The following is a 15,221-nucleotide window of genomic DNA, read 5'->3' on the forward strand; positions in this document are numbered from 1 at the left end:
GTCGCATTATGTTACATAAAAATACGCTTCTTTGCGCAGCGGTTTCCGCTGCTTTATGGGCTGGCCTGAGTACAGGCGCAAACGCAGCCGTAGTAACCTCACTTAAGCCAATCGGATTCATTGCGTCGGCTATTGCTGATGGCGTCACTAACACAGAAGTCTTACTGCCGGATGGCGCGTCTGAGCATGATTATGCGCTGCGCCCGTCCGATGTAAAACGCTTACAGAGCGCGGACTTAGTTGTCTGGGTGGGGCCGGACATGGAAGCCTTCATGCAAAAGACCACGCAAAAAATCCCGCAGTCGAAACAAGTGGTGATGGCCGAGCTGCCCGGCGTGAAACCTTTGCTGATGAAAGGCGCTGAGGAAGACGAGCACGAACATGAGGGCGGCCACGATCATGATGAAAATGGTGACCACCATCACCATCATGGCGAATACAACATGCATATTTGGCTTTCGCCAGACGTAGCGCGGCTGGCAGCGGTTGCAATCCATCAAAAATTAGTGGAAGTTATGCCGCAAAGTCGAGCCAAACTTGACGCCAACCTGAAGGATTTTGAGGCACAATTAGCCCAAACCGATGAGCAGGTGGGTAAAGAGCTGGCACCGCTGAAAGGTAAAGGGTACTTCGTTTTTCATGACGCCTACGGCTACTTTGAAAAACATTATGGTCTGACGTCTCTTGGTCATTTCACCGTTAACCCTGAAATTCAGCCTGGTGCTCAGCGTTTACATGAAATCAGAACACAGTTGGTTGAGCAAAAAGCAACCTGCGTTTTTGCTGAGCCACAGTTCAGGCCAGCCGTTATTGAAGCTGTTGCGAGAGGTACCTCAGTTCGCATGGGGACCCTGGATCCGCTTGGAACCAGTATCAAATTGAGTAAAGCGAGCTATCCCCAGTTCCTGACTCAACTCGCCAACCAGTACTCGGGCTGCCTGAAAGGAGAATAACGAGGAAGTGAATACGTGCAACAGATAGCCCGCGCGGTCAGCCTGGCGTTTAATAATCTGCCACGCCCCCATCGCGTTATGCTGGGGTCTCTTACTGTTCTCACATTAGCGGTCGCCGTCTGGCGACCCTATGTCTATCACCCCCAATCCCAGTCCGCACCCATTGTAAAAACCATCGAACTGGAAAAAAGCGAAATACGTTCTTTGCTCCCTGAAGCCAGTGAACCTATCGATCAGACCATGCCGGATGAAGTGGAAGCCATTCCGCAGGATGAGCTGGACGATAAAACGGCGAACGAAACGGGCGTACATGAATATGTCGTTTCCACCGGCGACACCCTGAGCAGCATCCTCAATCAGTACGGCATCGATATGGGCGATATCAGCCAGTTAGCCTCGGCGGATAAGGATCTGCGTAACCTGAAAATTGGTCAGCAGATCTCCTGGACGCTAAATGATGCCGGTGAACTGCAGCGCATGACCTGGGAAATGTCGCGCCGCGAAACCCGTACTTACGATCGCGCTGATAACGGCTTTAAAATGAGCGCCGAAATTCAGAAGGGCGACTGGGTTAACTCAACGCTTAACGGCACCGTGGGCGGCAGCTTCGTCAGCAGCGCCAAAAATGCCGGCCTGACCAGCGCGGAAATCAGCGCGGTGATCAAAGCCATGCAGTGGCAGATGGATTTCCGTAAGCTGAAGAAAGGCGATGAATTTTCCGTATTGATGTCCCGCGAAATGCTGGACGGCAAGCGTGAACAGAGCCAGTTGCTCGGCGTGCGTTTACGTTCAGAAGGGAAAGATTATTACGCCATTCGTGCCGAAGACGGTAAATTTTATGACCGTAACGGTACCGGGCTGGCGAAGGGCTTCCTGCGTTTCCCGACCTCGAGACAGTTCCGCGTCTCTTCGAACTTCAATCCGCGTCGCTTAAACCCGGTTACCGGGCGCGTAGCGCCGCATAAAGGCGTCGACTTCGCCATGCCGCAGGGCACGCCGGTGCTCTCTGTGGGCGACGGTGAAGTAGTGGTGGCGAAACGCAGCGGAGCGGCAGGCTATTACGTAGCCATCCGTCACGGTCGCACCTATACCACCCGCTATATGCATTTACGCAAACTGCTGGTCAAAGAGGGGCAGAAAGTGAAACGCGGCGACCGCATTGCGCTCTCCGGCAACACTGGTCGCTCCACTGGCCCGCATCTGCATTATGAAGTGTGGATCAACCAGCAGGCGGTAAACCCGCTGACGGCGAAACTGCCGCGCACCGAAGGGCTGACCGGTTCGGATCGTCGCGATTACCTCGCGCAGGTCAAAGAGGTTATACCGCAGCTTCGGTTCGATTAAGTAACGTACGAAATAAGCCGGGTGATAGTGCATACCCGGCTTTTTGTTTTGTGCGGATAAGTCAGCCTCGCTACACTTACGCATTATCTTTTCTTACCCGAGTCCGCAGACCCTGGAAGATGCATGGAAACGAAAAAAAATAACAGTGAATACCTCCCCGAATTCGAAAGGGAATTTTTACATCCGCGCTACTGGGGCGCCTGGCTGGGGGTAATGGCTTTCGCCGGTGTGGCGATGATCCCGCCGTCAGTGCGCGATCCCTTGCTGGCAAAACTGGGGCGTTTGGGTGGACGGATGGGCAAAAGCGCCCGCCGCCGCGCGCAGATCAATCTTCTGTACTGCTTTCCTGAACTGAGCGACGCGCAGCGCGAAGACATTATTGATGAGATGTTCGCCACCGCGCCGCAATCGATGGTGCTGATGGCCGAGCTTGCCATGCGCGGGCCGGAAAAAATCCTGCCGCGTATTGACTGGCAGGGCCGCGAAATCATTGATGAGATGCACCGCAACAACGAAAAAGTGATTTTTCTTGTGCCGCATGGCTGGGGCGTGGACATTCCGGCGATGCTGATGGCGGCAACCGGGCAGCCTATGGCCGCTATGTTCCATAATCAGGGGAATAAGGTCTTTGATTACGTCTGGAACACCGTGCGTCGTCGCTTTGGCGGACGGCTGCATGCACGTAACGATGGCATCAAGCCCTTTATCCAGTCAGTACGTCAGGGTTACTGGGGCTACTATCTGCCCGATCAGGATCATGGCGCAGAGCACAGCGAATTCGTCGATTTCTTCGCCACCTATAAAGCGACGCTGCCCGCCATTGGGCGGTTGATGAAAGTATGCCGTGCGCGCGTTGTACCATTGTTCCCGGTGTATGACAGCGCCACGCACCGGCTGACCATTCAGGTGCGTCCGCCGATGGACGATTTGATGACCGCAGACGATACGACCATTGCCCGGCGTATGAACGAAGAGGTGGAAGTTTTTGTACGTCCGCACCCGGAGCAGTACACCTGGATCCTGAAGCTGTTGAAAACCCGCAGGCCAGGGGAAAAAGAGCCGTACAAGCGTAAAGAGCTTTTCCCGAAGAAGTAGCCGTTTTAAATGCCCGGCGGCGCTGCGCTTGCACGGGCCTGGGGGGCTGGAATGATGTTTACCCGGCGGCGCTACGCTTGCACGGGCCTGGGAGGCTTGAATACTGTAGGCCCGGCAAGCAAAGCGCCGCCGGGCACAACTACTTATTCGACGGTCAGGATACGGGTGGTGTTGGTGGTGCCCACGGTACCCATCACATCGCCCTGCGTCACAATCACCAGATCGCCGGACACCAGATAGCCTTTATCGCGCAGCAGAGTTACGGCTTCATTCGCCGCCACCACGCCGTCGGCGCTGCTGTCGAAGTACACCGGCGTCACGCCACGGTACAGGGCGGTCAGATTCAGCGTACGCTCATGACGGGACATAGCGAAAATCGGCAGGCCGGAGGAGATACGCGAAGTCATTAACGCCGTACGGCCCGATTCGGTCATGGAAATGATCGCCGTCACGCCTTTCAGGTGGTTCGCGGCGTACATCGCCGACATGGCAATCGCTTCTTCAACGTTATCAAACTGAATATCCAGACGATGCTTGGAAACGTTAATGCTTGGGATCTTCTCCGCCCCCAGGCAGACACGTGCCATCGCCGCTACGGTTTCCGCCGGATACTGACCGGCCGCTGTTTCCGCTGACAGCATCACCGCATCCGTCCCATCCAGCACGGCGTTCGCCACGTCCATCACTTCCGCACGGGTCGGCATCGGGTTGGTGATCATCGATTCCATCATCTGGGTGGCGGTGATCACCGCGCGGTTCAGCTGACGGGCGCGACGGATCAACGCTTTCTGAATGCCTACCAGTTCCGGGTCGCCGATTTCAACGCCCAGATCGCCACGGGCAACCATCACCACGTCGGATGCCAGGATCACATCATCCATGGCGTCCTGGCTGCATACCGCTTCGGCACGTTCCACTTTGGCGACGATTTTGGCGTCGCAGCCCGCGTCACGGGCGAGGCGACGGGCATAGTTCAGATCTTCGCCGCAGCGCGGGAAGGAGACGGCCAGGTAGTCGACGCCGATTTGCGCGGCGGTCAGGATGTCGGCTTTGTCTTTGTCGGTCAGGGCTTCCGCAGACAAGCCGCCGCCCAGTTTATTGATGCCTTTATTGTTCGACAGCGGGCCGCCCACGGTCACTTCGGTGAACACTTTCATGCCCTGAACTTCGAGCACTTTTAACTGCACGCGACCGTCGTCGAGCAGCAGAATATCGCCTGGCACCACATCAGCGGGTAAGCCTTTATAGTCGATACCGACGCGCTCTTTATCGCCTTCGCCTTTGCCGAGGTTGGCGTCAAGCAGGAACTTATCGCCGATGTTGAGGAAAACTTTGCCTTCTTTGAAGGTGGAAACACGGATTTTTGGACCCTGCAAATCGCCAAGAATAGCAACATGACGTCCCAGTTTTGCCGCAATCTCGCGCACTTTATCAGCACGCAATTTATGATCTTCTGCCGTGCCGTGTGAGAAGTTCATGCGCACCACGTTGGCGCCCGCGGCGATAATTTTCTCAAGGTTATTATCGCGATCGGTGGCCGGACCCAGGGTGGTAACGATTTTGGTTCTGCGAAGCCTTCTGGACATGTATTACTCCGTTGACTGAAACAACCGGTGTTGCGTGAATTAAAAATTCGGTGACATCGTGCGCCTCTGTGGGCCGCTATGAACTTAACCGAATGGCGTAATAAGTTACAACTTTGTTATCAACTTTTAATGTTTTCCCCTCTGACGAGGAGTTCCTTATCAAAGCGCGATTCTTTCAGCGCTTCCTTGACTCGCTTCAAGTTATCTCTGAATTTTGCCCCACGACGCAGAGTAAAGCCCGTTGCCAGCACATCAATGACCGTCAGCTGCGCCAGCCGCGACACCATCGGCATGTAAATATCGGTATCCTCCGGCACATCCAGCGTAATGGAGAGCGTGGCTTCCCGCGCCAGCGGCGTTCCGGCAGAAGTAATGGCAATGACCATGGCGTCGTTTTCGCGCGCTAACTGTGCCAGCTCCACCAGACTTTTGGTGCGCCCGGTGTGAGAGATGAGCACCACCACATCGTCTTCACTACAATTCATACAGCTCATGCGTTGCAAAACGATATCGTCGGTATACACCACCGGCACATTGAAGCGAAAAAACTTATTCATCGCGTCATGGGCTACGGCAGCGGACGAGCCAAGGCCGAAGAAGGCGATTTTTTTCGCCTGGGTGAGCAAATCCACCGCCCGGTTAACCGCCGCCATATCAAGGGACTGCCGCACATGATCCAGCGTCGCCATCGCCGATTCGAAAATCTTGCCGGTATAGGCTTCCACGCTGTCGTCTTCGTCCACATTGCGGTTCACATAAGGTGTACCATTTGCCAGACTTTGTGCCAGATGTAGCTTAAAATCAGGAAAGCCGCGGGTATCCAGGCTACGGCAGAACCGGTTAACGGTAGGTTCGCTGACGGAGGCCTGCTGGGCGAGGGCAGCGATACTGGAATGGATAGCCTGATCGGGGGAGGCGAGGATCACTTCCGCCACTTTGCGTTCGGATTTGCTAAGGTGTTCCAGTTGAGACTGGATCTTTTCCAGCATATTCATGTTTAACAGGGCGCTCTTGGGTAAAATCGATTCCAGAAATGGATGAAACCGCGGTGCGTGTAAGTCGATATTACTCTTGTGACGTGATTATGGGTAAATAACAACCCGAAAAGTTGTTGTTTTTTTTCATTACATGATCAGGGTCGGATTTTAGTGACACCGACCCCGTGCAAAACCCCTGATATTTCAGGGCAATTGGCCTGTACGTACGCCCTGATGTCTTTAGCGCACAAGCGGCAAAACGTTAACGGTTTCGGTAATTACGTAAAAGCAGTACAGTGCACTGTAATAAAATTACAACTAAGGCCTGGCAGAAGCACCAGGATAGCTAACTGAGGAGAATGACATGGCGGTAACGCAAACAGCCCAGGCATGTGACCTGGTCATTTTCGGCGCGAAAGGCGACCTCGCACGCCGGAAATTGCTGCCTTCCCTGTATCAACTGGAAAAAGCGGGTCAGATCCATCCTGAAACGCGGATCCTGGGCGTCGGGCGTGCCGACTGGGACAAAGCGGCGTACACCAAAGTGGTGCGCGAAGCGCTGGAAACTTTCATGAAAGAGAAGATCGATGAAAGTTTGTGGGACACGCTGAGCGGACGCCTCGATTTCTGCAATCTGGATGTCAATGACACTAAATCCTTTAAGCGTCTCGGCGAGATGCTGGATCAGGAAAACCGCGTTACCATCAACTATTTCGCTATGCCGCCAAGCACCTTCGGCGCGATCTGCAAAGGCCTTGGCGAAGCGAAGCTGAACGCCAAACCGGCGCGCGTGGTAATGGAAAAACCGCTGGGTACGTCGCTGGAAACCTCCCGCGAAATCAATGACCAGGTGGGCGAGTATTTTGAAGAGTGCCAGGTATACCGTATCGACCACTACCTCGGTAAAGAGACAGTGCTTAACCTGCTGGCGCTGCGTTTTGCCAACTCGCTGTTTGTGAACAACTGGGATAACCGCACCATCGATCACGTGGAAATTACCGTGGCCGAGGAAGTGGGTATCGAAGGCCGCTGGGGTTACTTCGATCAGGCCGGTCAGATGCGCGACATGATCCAGAACCACCTGCTGCAAATTCTGTGCATGATCGCCATGTCTCCGCCGTCTGATCTGTCTGCGGACAGCATCCGCGACGCAAAAGTGAAAGTGCTGAAATCCCTGCGCCGTATCGATCGCTCCAACGTGCGTGAAAAAACCGTGCGCGGCCAGTACACCGCCGGTTTCGCTCAGGGCAAAAAAGTGCCGGGCTATCTGGAAGAAGAGGGCGCGAACAAATCCAGTAACACCGAAACCTTCGTGGCGATCCGCGTAGATATCGACGACTGGCGCTGGGCGGGCGTGCCGTTCTACCTGCGCACCGGTAAGCGTTTGCCGGCGAAGTGCTCTGAAGTGGTGGTCTATTTTACCACGCCACAGCTGAACCTGTTCAAAGACTCCTGGCAGGATCTGCCGCAGAACAAGCTGACCATTCGTCTGCAACCGGACGAAGGTGTGGATATTCAGATCCTCAATAAAGTACCGGGTCTGGATCACAAGCATAACCTGCAAACCACCAAGCTTGATCTGAGCTACTCCGAAACCTTTAACCAGACGCATCTTGCCGATGCTTACGAACGTCTGCTGCTGGAAACCATGCGTGGCATCCAGGCGCTGTTCGTGCGTCGTGATGAAGTGGAAGAAGCCTGGAAGTGGGTGGACTCCATCACTGAAGCCTGGGCGATGGACAACGATGCGCCTAAGCCGTATCAGGCAGGCACCTGGGGGCCGGTGGCTTCAGTTGCGATGATCACCCGTGATGGCCGTTCATGGAATGAGTTTGAGTAACCGGAAGGCTCTCATTTTACCGGTAATATGATCTGACTCAGACTCCTGAGTAATATTTCAGCTTTTAAGCCCCGTGTGGATTCACCCACGGGGCTTTTTTTATTACACTGGCTGAAGCGATTTTGCCACCGGGCGACGGCGTATCACTGTTTAACTGCCGGAACATGTCGAATGTTTACCCCCGCCCATGACAGATAATTTCAGGAGCTTCTATGAATGCAAAAATGTTACGGGTAACAAATCGAATTATCGAACGTTCCCGCAAGACGCGCGCCGCCTACCTTGCCCGTATTGAGCAGGCGAAAAGCGAAACGGTGCACCGTTCATCACTGGCCTGTGGCAACCTGGCGCACGGTTTTGCCGCCTGCCAGCCGGATGACAAAGCGTCGCTGAAAAGCATGCTGCGCAATAACATCGCGATTATTACCTCCTATAACGACATGCTGTCCGCCCATCAGCCTTATGAAAAATATCCGGACATCATTCGTAAAGCGCTGCATGAGGCAAACGCCGTCGGCCAGGTGGCGGGCGGTGTACCGGCCATGTGTGACGGTGTCACCCAGGGGCAGGACGGCATGGAACTGTCTCTGCTGAGCCGCGAAGTGATCGCCATGTCGGCGGCGGTAGGGCTGTCGCATAATATGTTTGATGGCGCGCTCTACCTGGGCGTGTGCGATAAGATCGTCCCCGGCCTTGTCATGGCGGCGCTGTCGTTCGGCCATCTTCCGGCAATCTTTGTGCCCTCAGGCCCGATGGCCAGCGGCCTGCCAAATAAAGAAAAGGTTCGCATCCGCCAGCTGTATGCGGAAGGCAAAGTGGATCGCATGGCGCTGCTGGAGTCCGAAGCCGCGTCCTACCATGCGCCAGGTACCTGTACCTTTTACGGCACTGCCAACACCAATCAGATGGTGGTGGAATTTATGGGTATGCAACTGCCCGGCTCCTCGTTCGTGCACCCAGACGCGCCGCTGCGTGAAGCCCTGACCGCCGCTGCGGCGCGGCAGGTGACGCGTCTGACCGGCAACGGCAACGAATGGATGCCGCTCGGCAAAATGCTCGACGAGAAAGTCGTCGTCAACGGCATTATTGCGCTACTGGCAACCGGCGGTTCCACCAACCACACCATGCATCTGGTGGCGATGGCGCGGGCGGCCGGCATTATCATCAACTGGGATGACTTCTCCGATCTCTCTGACATTGTGCCGCTGATGACCCGTCTCTACCCGAATGGCCCGGCGGATATCAACCACTTCCAGGCGGCGGGCGGCGTGCCGCTGCTGATGCGTGAACTGCTGAAAGGCGGTCTGCTGCATGAAGACGTGAACACCGTGGCCGGTTTCGGGCTTTCCCGTTACACCCTGGAGCCGTGGCTGAACAATGGCGAGCTGGACTGGCGCGAAGGGGCTGACAGCTCACTGGATGAGAATGTGATCGCCACCATCGACAAACCTTTCTCTCACCATGGCGGCACCAAAGTGCTGAGCGGCAACCTTGGGCGCGCGGTGATGAAGACGTCCGCCGTGCCGGTGGAAAACCAGATCATTGAAGCCCCGGCCGTGGTATTTGAAAGCCAGCACGACGTCTTACCTGCCTTTGACGCGGGTCTTCTGGATCGTGACTGCGTGGTTGTTGTCCGTCATCAGGGGCCAAAAGCGAACGGGATGCCAGAATTACATAAACTGATGCCGCCACTTGGTGTATTATTGGACCGCCGTTTCAAAATTGCATTAGTTACTGATGGACGGCTCTCTGGTGCATCAGGTAAAGTGCCGTCAGCAATTCATGTCACCCCGGAAGCCTACGATGGCGGATTGCTGGCAAAAGTACGTGATGGCGACATCATCCGCGTGAATGGACAGACAGGGGAATTAACCCTGCTGGTGGATGAAACCGAACTGGCCGCACGTCAGCCACACATTCCTGACCTCAGCGCGTCGCGCGTGGGAACAGGGCGCGAGATGTTCAGCGCATTGCGCGAGAATCTCTCCGGTGCGGAGCAGGGCGCGACCTGTATCACTTTCTAAGACTTAAAAATTGTAGATCTGGCGAGAGAAAAAACTCTGATGAAAAACTGGAAAACGAGTGCAGAAGCAATCCTGAAAACTGGCCCGGTTGTGCCGGTGATCGTGATTAACAAACTGGAACACGCTGTACCTATGGCGAAAGCCCTGGTGGCAGGCGGCGTGCGCGTGCTGGAAGTCACCCTGCGCACCGAGTGCGCCATGGATGCTATCCGCGCCATCGCAAAAGAAGTGCCGGACGCTATCATCGGCGCAGGCACCGTACTGAATCCGGCACAGCTGGCGGAAGTCACTGAAGCGGGCGCCCAGTTTGCCATCAGCCCGGGTCTGACGGAGCCGCTGCTGAAAGCGGCAACCGAAGGCACCATTCCGCTGATCCCTGGCATCAGCACCGTTTCCGAACTGATGCTGGGTATGGACTATGGACTGAAAGAGTTCAAATTCTTCCCGGCGGAAGCCAACGGCGGCACCAAAGCGCTGCAGGCCATTGCAGGTCCGTTCTCGCAGGTGCGTTTCTGCCCGACCGGCGGTATCTCACCAGCTAACTACCGTGACTACCTGGCGCTGAAAAGCGTGCTCTGCATCGGTGGATCCTGGCTGGTGCCGGCCGATGCGCTGGAAGCCGGTGATTACGACCGTATCACCAGACTGGCCCGCGAAGCCGTTGAAGGCGCGAAGCAGTAATCTGACGTCATGCCCGGCGGCGCAAGCTGCCGGGCCGGTGGGCGCTTTATCCTTTCACCATCACACTGGCAGCTGCTGTCCTGGCACGCGCCACCGCATCATCAACATTTTCTGCCGTCGCTAATACCACACCCAGACGACGCGAACCGTCAATTTCCGGTTTGCCAAATAAACGCACCTGTAGCCCAGCGCCAGTGGCGGCATCGACGTTATCAAAGGTCACATTCTGGCTGGTAAGTGTGGGGAGAATAACAGCGGACGCCGACGGGCCATACTGACGAATACCGCCGACCGGTAAACCAAGAAACGCGCGCACATGCAGGGCGAATTCGGAGAGATCCTGCGAAATCAGCGTCACCATACCGGTATCGTGCGGACGCGGCGACACCTCACTGAAAATCACCTCATCGCCACACACAAACAGCTCAACGCCAAACAGCCCGTGGCCGCCCAGCGCCAGCACCACCTCGCGGGCCACCGCTTCGGCACGCTGCTGCGCCAGTGCGCTCATCTGCTGCGGCTGCCAGGATTCGCGATAATCGCCGTCCTCCTGACGATGGCCAATCGGCGCGCAAAAATGTACGCCGTCAACGGCGCTGATGGTCAGCAGGGTAATTTCAAAATCAAAATTCACCACCCCTTCGACAATCACCCGGCCCGCGCCGGCACGGCCGCCCAGCTGCGCATAACGCCAGGCATCTGCCAGCTGATCGGCATGACGGATCAGGCTCTGGCCTTTGCCGGATGAACTCATCACCGGTTTAATGATGCACGGCAGACCGATCTCATTCACCGCCTCCCTGAACGCCGCTTCGTTATCGGCAAAGCGGTAGCGGGAGGTCGGCAGCTTTAATTCCTCGGCCGCCAGCCGACGAATGCCTTCGCGATCCATGGTTAACTGCGCGGCGCGGGCGCAGGGCACCACGCGCTGCCCCTGGGCTTCCAGCGCCACCAGCATATCAGTGGCGATGGCTTCGATTTCCGGCACGATAAAGTGCGGTTGTTCCTGTGCGACCAGCGCTTTTAACGCCTCGCCATCCAGCATATTGATCACGTGGGCGCGATGAGCGACGTGCATGGCAGGCGCGTCGGCATAGCGATCAACGGCAATCACTTCCACACCCAGCCGCTGGCACTCGATTGCCACCTCTTTGCCCAGTTCACCGGAGCCTAATAACATCACGCGTGTGGCTGCCGGACGCAGCGCAGTACCTAATAAAGTCATAACAACCTGCCCTTGAAAAAAGTTGGCAGCAGTATAAACGAAAACGTTTGCGTCTGTTAAGACTGGTAGCGTAGCGCATTGATAACGCACTGCAGGGCAGGTGCCACCTGACGGCGGCTGGTGTAGTAGAGATGATAACCCGGTAAAAGAGGACACCAGTCTTCCAGTACCGGGATCAGCCGTTGTTCCTCGATATGCGGAAGGGCAAGATCACGGGGTACATAGGCGAAACCCAGCCCCTCAATGGCACCCTGCAACATCAGGTAGGTATTGTTGAAGATTGCCTGTCCTGCCACGCGTACTGACAGTGATTTGCCTGCTTTTTCAAAGTCCCAGGCATACAGGCCCCCGTGTGTCGGCAGGCGAAGATTGATGCACGGGTAGGAAGTTAATTCTCCGGGAGTGAGCGGCAGCGTTTTGCCCTGAAGGAATGCGGGTGCGGCCACCACCGCCATCCGGAAATCCGGTCCGATACGAACCGCAATCATGTCTTTATCCACGATATTGCCCACCCGGACCCCGGCGTCAAACTGCTGGGCAACAATGTCCGTCAGCCCATAATCCACGCTTAGCTCCAGGGTAATCTCAGGATTCTTCACCAGCAACGGCGTTAAACGTGGCCAGATAGCAGATGCAATGGCGTGGTCGTGGGCGGTGATGCGTACCGTACCAGCGGGATTGATGCTGAATGAGCGCAGGGCTTTAAGTTCCTGTTCAAGATCATCAAGCATTGGTCCAAGCGTATTGATAAGCCGCTGGCCTGCTTCCGTCAGCGACACACTACGTGTGGTACGCATAAGTAACCGGACCCCCAGCCGTTCTTCCAGCGCGGTTATCGCGTGGCTCAGTCCTGAGCGCGACATACCCAGCTGCGCCGCCGCCCGGGTAAAGCTTTTCTCCTGAGCCACCCGCGCAAACGCGCGCAGATCGTTGAGATTTTCTGTCGACATTGTTGCATACCATGCACATGAGCATTCTGATTTGCATATCTTATCAATCAATCGCTGGCAACTTACACTTTTGACTACTCGTTATTTTAAGGAGAACACCATGATCACGATCTTAACCCCGACTACCAGTCCCTCCGTAAAAGGCCCGGCCGAGTATTTCACCGGCAACGTTCGTATTGATGCGCCCTTTCAGGGCACTGAGCCTGCGAAATCAGGCGGTGCCACAGTGACCTTTGAACCTTCAGCCCGCACAGCATGGCATACTCATCCCCTCGGACAGACGCTGATTGTTATCGCCGGTGCCGGACGGGTGCAGGAGTGGGGCGGTCCGCAGCGTGAGATACGTAGCGGCGATATTGTCTGGATCCCTGCAGGCGTGAAGCACTGGCATGGGGCCGCGCCGGAAAACAGTATGTCCCACATCGCGATTGCCGAAGCGGAAGACGGCAAGGTTGTGGAGTGGATGGAAAAGGTCAGCGACGAGCAGTACACAGGCAATTAACCTGCTATCTGACACACTCGCATCTACAATCAGGAGAGTTTATTTGACCGATTTTCCTGACCTCACGTGCAGAACCCTCTGCCTGAGCCTTTTATAACCTGGAGTTCTACCATGACTGTCAAAGCTTATGGTGCCCATACCGGCACGCAGCCTCTTGAACCAATGGAAATTACCCGCCGTCAGCCTGGCGCCCATGACGTTAAAATCGATATCGCTTTTTGCGGCGTCTGCCACTCCGATATTCATCAGGTGCGCTCCGAATGGGCAGGGACGCAGTATCCCTGCGTGCCGGGGCATGAAATTGTCGGGCGTGTGACCGCTGTGGGCGAGCATGTCTCTGCTTTTAAAACGGGGGATCTGGTGGGCGTCGGCTGTATTGTCGACAGCTGTAAGCAGTGCGAAGATTGCGAGGAGGGGCTGGAGAACTACTGCGACGGCATGGTCGGCACCTATAACGGACCGACCCAGGACGCGCCGGGCCACACGCTGGGCGGCTACTCTCAGCAGATTGTGGTGCATGAGCGCTACGTCCTGCGCATCACCCATCCGGAAGAGCAACTGGCTGCGGTGGCGCCGCTGCTGTGCGCCGGGATCACCACGTATTCGCCGTTGCGTCACTGGCAGGCGGGCCCGGGTAAAAAGGTCGGCGTCGTGGGCATCGGCGGCCTGGGACATATGGGCATAAAACTGGCCCACGCGATGGGCGCGCATGTGGTGGCCTTTACCACCTCCGAATCCAAGCGCGAGGCGGCAAAATCGCTGGGCGCCGATGAAGTAGTGGTGTCACGTAACGCCAGCGAAATGGAAGCGCATCTTAAAAGCTTCGACTTTATCCTTAATACCGTGGCGGCACCGCACAACCTCGACGCATTTATCACGCTGCTCAAACGCGACGGCACCATGACGCTGGTAGGCGCGCCCGCCACGCCGCACGCTCCGCCGGAAGTGTTCAACCTCATCACGAAGCGCCGGGCCATAGCCGGATCGATGATTGGCGGTATTCCGGAAACCCAGGAGATGCTCGATTTCTGTGCGGAACACGGGATTGTCGCCGATGTGGAAATGATCCGCGCCGAAGAGATCAACGAGGCCTATGAGCGCATGCTGAAAGGTGATGTGCATTACCGCTTTGTGATTGATAACGCCACCCTGGCCTGACGATCCTGTTCTGACCTTTCCTTCCGTCCCGGCTTGCCTTAAGCCGGGCGTTCAGTTATCATATACTGTATAAATAACCAGTAATGTGAGGCTGCATCATGGCGGTTGAAGTTAAATACGTAGTCATTCGTGAAGGTGAGGAAAAAATGTCTTTTGCCAGCAAAAAGGAAGCCGATGCTTATGACAAAATGCTCGATCTGGCGGAAGTGCTGGAGAGCTGGCTGGCGCAGGGGCCGGTAGCCCTGGATGAGGCACAGCGCGAGCAAATGGCGATGTGGATGGCGGAGCAGAAAGATACGCTCAATACCATCATCAAATCCGGTAAGTTACAAACCGACGACGCGCCGTCTGACGTCAACGTGACCGATATTCCGACGCCGAAGCGCACCAAAGCCGCCTGATCCGTCCTTGCGCTGCCGGCAATTTGTACCATGCTTTGAGTGGGTTAGCTCACAGGAGAAAAGCATGAAAACAGCAGGGGTAGTATTTGGTCTGGTGTTGCTGGCGGGCAGCGTAGCGGCGCAGGCAGCCAATGAAAAATCGGTGAAGTTTCCGGGTTGCGAAGGGCTGAAAGAAGACGGTATCGCCGCCGCGGTGAAGCGTGATTATCTGCAAAATCGCATAGCACGCTGGGCAGACGATCAGGAAAAACTGGGTCAGGCGGATCCGGTGGCGTGGATTAACGTCAAAGAGATTTCCGGTAAGGACGATAACTGGAACGTGCCCCTGACCGTGCGCGGTAAAAATACCGATATCCACTATCGGGTGAAGGTCGACTGCAAAGCCGGGCGGGCGGATTACCAGGCGCAGTAACGCCCGTGAATTTGCGCATCTTTTGCTGATACAGACGTTTCCTGACATCCCCTCGCTTACGCTGTGGCAACTG

At 55.9% G+C, this 15,221-nt stretch carries 14 protein-coding genes; 10 read left to right on the forward strand and 4 right to left on the reverse strand.

Annotated elements, in window-relative coordinates; translation table 11 throughout:
• Nucleotides 1–8 precede the first annotated feature (8 nt).
• The 3 genes from znuA to lpxM all read left to right on the forward strand — a co-directional run bounded on the left by znuA (nucleotide 9) and on the right by lpxM (nucleotide 3,392).
• Nucleotides 9–953: a zinc ABC transporter substrate-binding protein ZnuA gene (gene znuA, locus ACQUTD_RS04805; RefSeq protein WP_318364216.1), complete on the forward strand. Its 945-nt coding sequence runs from the start codon at nucleotides 9–11 to the stop codon at nucleotides 951–953.
• Between the two features lie 15 nt (nucleotides 954–968).
• Nucleotides 969–2,297: a murein DD-endopeptidase MepM gene (gene mepM / locus ACQUTD_RS04810; RefSeq protein WP_318364217.1), complete on the forward strand. Its 1,329-nt coding sequence runs from the start codon at nucleotides 969–971 to the stop codon at nucleotides 2,295–2,297.
• 123 nt (nucleotides 2,298–2,420) lie between these two features.
• Nucleotides 2,421–3,392 (forward strand): lauroyl-Kdo(2)-lipid IV(A) myristoyltransferase, encoded by a 972-nt coding sequence (gene lpxM / locus ACQUTD_RS04815; protein ID WP_072568790.1) that lies wholly within the window; start codon nucleotides 2,421–2,423, stop codon nucleotides 3,390–3,392.
• 143 nt (nucleotides 3,393–3,535) lie between these two features.
• On the opposite strand, the gene pyk is transcribed toward lpxM, so the two are convergent.
• Both pyk and ACQUTD_RS04825 read right to left on the reverse strand, forming a co-directional pair.
• Complete coding sequence (gene pyk, locus ACQUTD_RS04820) at nucleotides 3,536–4,978, reverse strand: pyruvate kinase (RefSeq protein WP_072568789.1); 1,443 nt, start codon at nucleotides 4,976–4,978, stop codon at nucleotides 3,536–3,538.
• A 119-nt stretch (nucleotides 4,979–5,097) separates the two neighbouring features.
• Entirely contained in the window at nucleotides 5,098–5,973 is an 876-nt protein-coding gene (locus tag ACQUTD_RS04825) for a MurR/RpiR family transcriptional regulator (RefSeq protein WP_072568788.1), read from the reverse strand.
• A gap of 346 nt (nucleotides 5,974–6,319) precedes the next feature.
• Between ACQUTD_RS04825 and zwf the strand changes: the two genes are divergently transcribed.
• The 3 genes from zwf to kdgA all read left to right on the forward strand — a co-directional run bounded on the left by zwf (nucleotide 6,320) and on the right by kdgA (nucleotide 10,500).
• Complete coding sequence (gene zwf / locus ACQUTD_RS04830) at nucleotides 6,320–7,795, forward strand: glucose-6-phosphate dehydrogenase (RefSeq protein WP_072568787.1); 1,476 nt, start codon at nucleotides 6,320–6,322, stop codon at nucleotides 7,793–7,795.
• 212 nt (nucleotides 7,796–8,007) lie between these two features.
• Nucleotides 8,008–9,819, forward strand: coding sequence for a phosphogluconate dehydratase (gene edd / locus ACQUTD_RS04835; protein WP_473273903.1), 1,812 nt, complete (start codon nucleotides 8,008–8,010; stop codon nucleotides 9,817–9,819).
• A 39-nt stretch (nucleotides 9,820–9,858) separates the two neighbouring features.
• Complete coding sequence (kdgA, locus tag ACQUTD_RS04840; protein ID WP_072568785.1) at nucleotides 9,859–10,500, forward strand: bifunctional 4-hydroxy-2-oxoglutarate aldolase/2-dehydro-3-deoxy-phosphogluconate aldolase; 642 nt, start codon at nucleotides 9,859–9,861, stop codon at nucleotides 10,498–10,500.
• Between the two features lie 46 nt (nucleotides 10,501–10,546).
• On the opposite strand, the gene purT is transcribed toward kdgA, so the two are convergent.
• Both purT and ACQUTD_RS04850 read right to left on the reverse strand, forming a co-directional pair.
• Nucleotides 10,547–11,725, reverse strand: a complete 1,179-nt coding sequence (purT, locus tag ACQUTD_RS04845) for a formate-dependent phosphoribosylglycinamide formyltransferase (protein ID WP_072568784.1) — start codon at nucleotides 11,723–11,725, stop codon at nucleotides 10,547–10,549.
• Between the two features lie 56 nt (nucleotides 11,726–11,781).
• Nucleotides 11,782–12,675 carry a LysR substrate-binding domain-containing protein gene (locus tag ACQUTD_RS04850; protein WP_473273904.1) on the reverse strand — a complete coding sequence of 298 codons (894 nt, stop codon included), beginning with the start codon at nucleotides 12,673–12,675 and terminating at the stop codon, nucleotides 11,782–11,784.
• Nucleotides 12,676–12,775: 100 nt separating this feature from the next.
• Between ACQUTD_RS04850 and ACQUTD_RS04855 the strand changes: the two genes are divergently transcribed.
• The 4 genes from ACQUTD_RS04855 to yebF all read left to right on the forward strand — a co-directional run bounded on the left by ACQUTD_RS04855 (nucleotide 12,776) and on the right by yebF (nucleotide 15,148).
• Nucleotides 12,776–13,177 carry a (R)-mandelonitrile lyase gene (locus ACQUTD_RS04855; RefSeq protein WP_083580930.1) on the forward strand — a complete coding sequence of 134 codons (402 nt, stop codon included), beginning with the start codon at nucleotides 12,776–12,778 and terminating at the stop codon, nucleotides 13,175–13,177.
• Between the two features lie 111 nt (nucleotides 13,178–13,288).
• Nucleotides 13,289–14,335 (forward strand): zinc-binding dehydrogenase, encoded by a 1,047-nt coding sequence (locus tag ACQUTD_RS04860; protein WP_473273905.1) that lies wholly within the window; start codon nucleotides 13,289–13,291, stop codon nucleotides 14,333–14,335.
• 98 nt (nucleotides 14,336–14,433) lie between these two features.
• Nucleotides 14,434–14,736 (forward strand): YebG family protein, encoded by a 303-nt coding sequence (locus ACQUTD_RS04865; RefSeq protein WP_072568780.1) that lies wholly within the window; start codon nucleotides 14,434–14,436, stop codon nucleotides 14,734–14,736.
• A gap of 64 nt (nucleotides 14,737–14,800) precedes the next feature.
• Nucleotides 14,801–15,148, forward strand: a complete 348-nt coding sequence (gene yebF, locus ACQUTD_RS04870) for a protein YebF (protein ID WP_473273906.1) — start codon at nucleotides 14,801–14,803, stop codon at nucleotides 15,146–15,148.
• The last annotated feature ends 73 nt before the right edge of the window (nucleotides 15,149–15,221 follow it).

The organism is Enterobacter sp. K510 (genome assembly GCF_055804875.1).

Bases quoted from the DNA above. Each gene is read 5' to 3' on its own strand.
- znuA (WP_318364216.1), top strand. From the start codon at position 9: ATGTTACATAAAAATACGCTTCTTTGCGCAGCGGTTTCCGCTGCTTTA.
- lpxM (WP_072568790.1), top strand. From the start codon at position 2,421: ATGGAAACGAAAAAAAATAACAGTGAATACCTCCCCGAATTCGAAAGG.
- pyk (WP_072568789.1), bottom strand. From the start codon at position 4,978: ATGTCCAGAAGGCTTCGCAGAACCAAAATCGTTACCACCCTGGGTCCG.
- ACQUTD_RS04825 (WP_072568788.1), bottom strand. From the start codon at position 5,973: ATGAATATGCTGGAAAAGATCCAGTCTCAACTGGAACACCTTAGCAAA.
- zwf (WP_072568787.1), top strand. From the start codon at position 6,320: ATGGCGGTAACGCAAACAGCCCAGGCATGTGACCTGGTCATTTTCGGC.
- edd (WP_473273903.1), top strand. From the start codon at position 8,008: ATGAATGCAAAAATGTTACGGGTAACAAATCGAATTATCGAACGTTCC.
- kdgA (WP_072568785.1), top strand. From the start codon at position 9,859: ATGAAAAACTGGAAAACGAGTGCAGAAGCAATCCTGAAAACTGGCCCG.
- purT (WP_072568784.1), bottom strand. From the start codon at position 11,725: ATGACTTTATTAGGTACTGCGCTGCGTCCGGCAGCCACACGCGTGATG.
- ACQUTD_RS04850 (WP_473273904.1), bottom strand. From the start codon at position 12,675: ATGTCGACAGAAAATCTCAACGATCTGCGCGCGTTTGCGCGGGTGGCT.
- ACQUTD_RS04855 (WP_083580930.1), top strand. From the start codon at position 12,776: ATGATCACGATCTTAACCCCGACTACCAGTCCCTCCGTAAAAGGCCCG.
- ACQUTD_RS04860 (WP_473273905.1), top strand. From the start codon at position 13,289: ATGACTGTCAAAGCTTATGGTGCCCATACCGGCACGCAGCCTCTTGAA.
- ACQUTD_RS04865 (WP_072568780.1), top strand. From the start codon at position 14,434: ATGGCGGTTGAAGTTAAATACGTAGTCATTCGTGAAGGTGAGGAAAAA.
- yebF (WP_473273906.1), top strand. From the start codon at position 14,801: ATGAAAACAGCAGGGGTAGTATTTGGTCTGGTGTTGCTGGCGGGCAGC.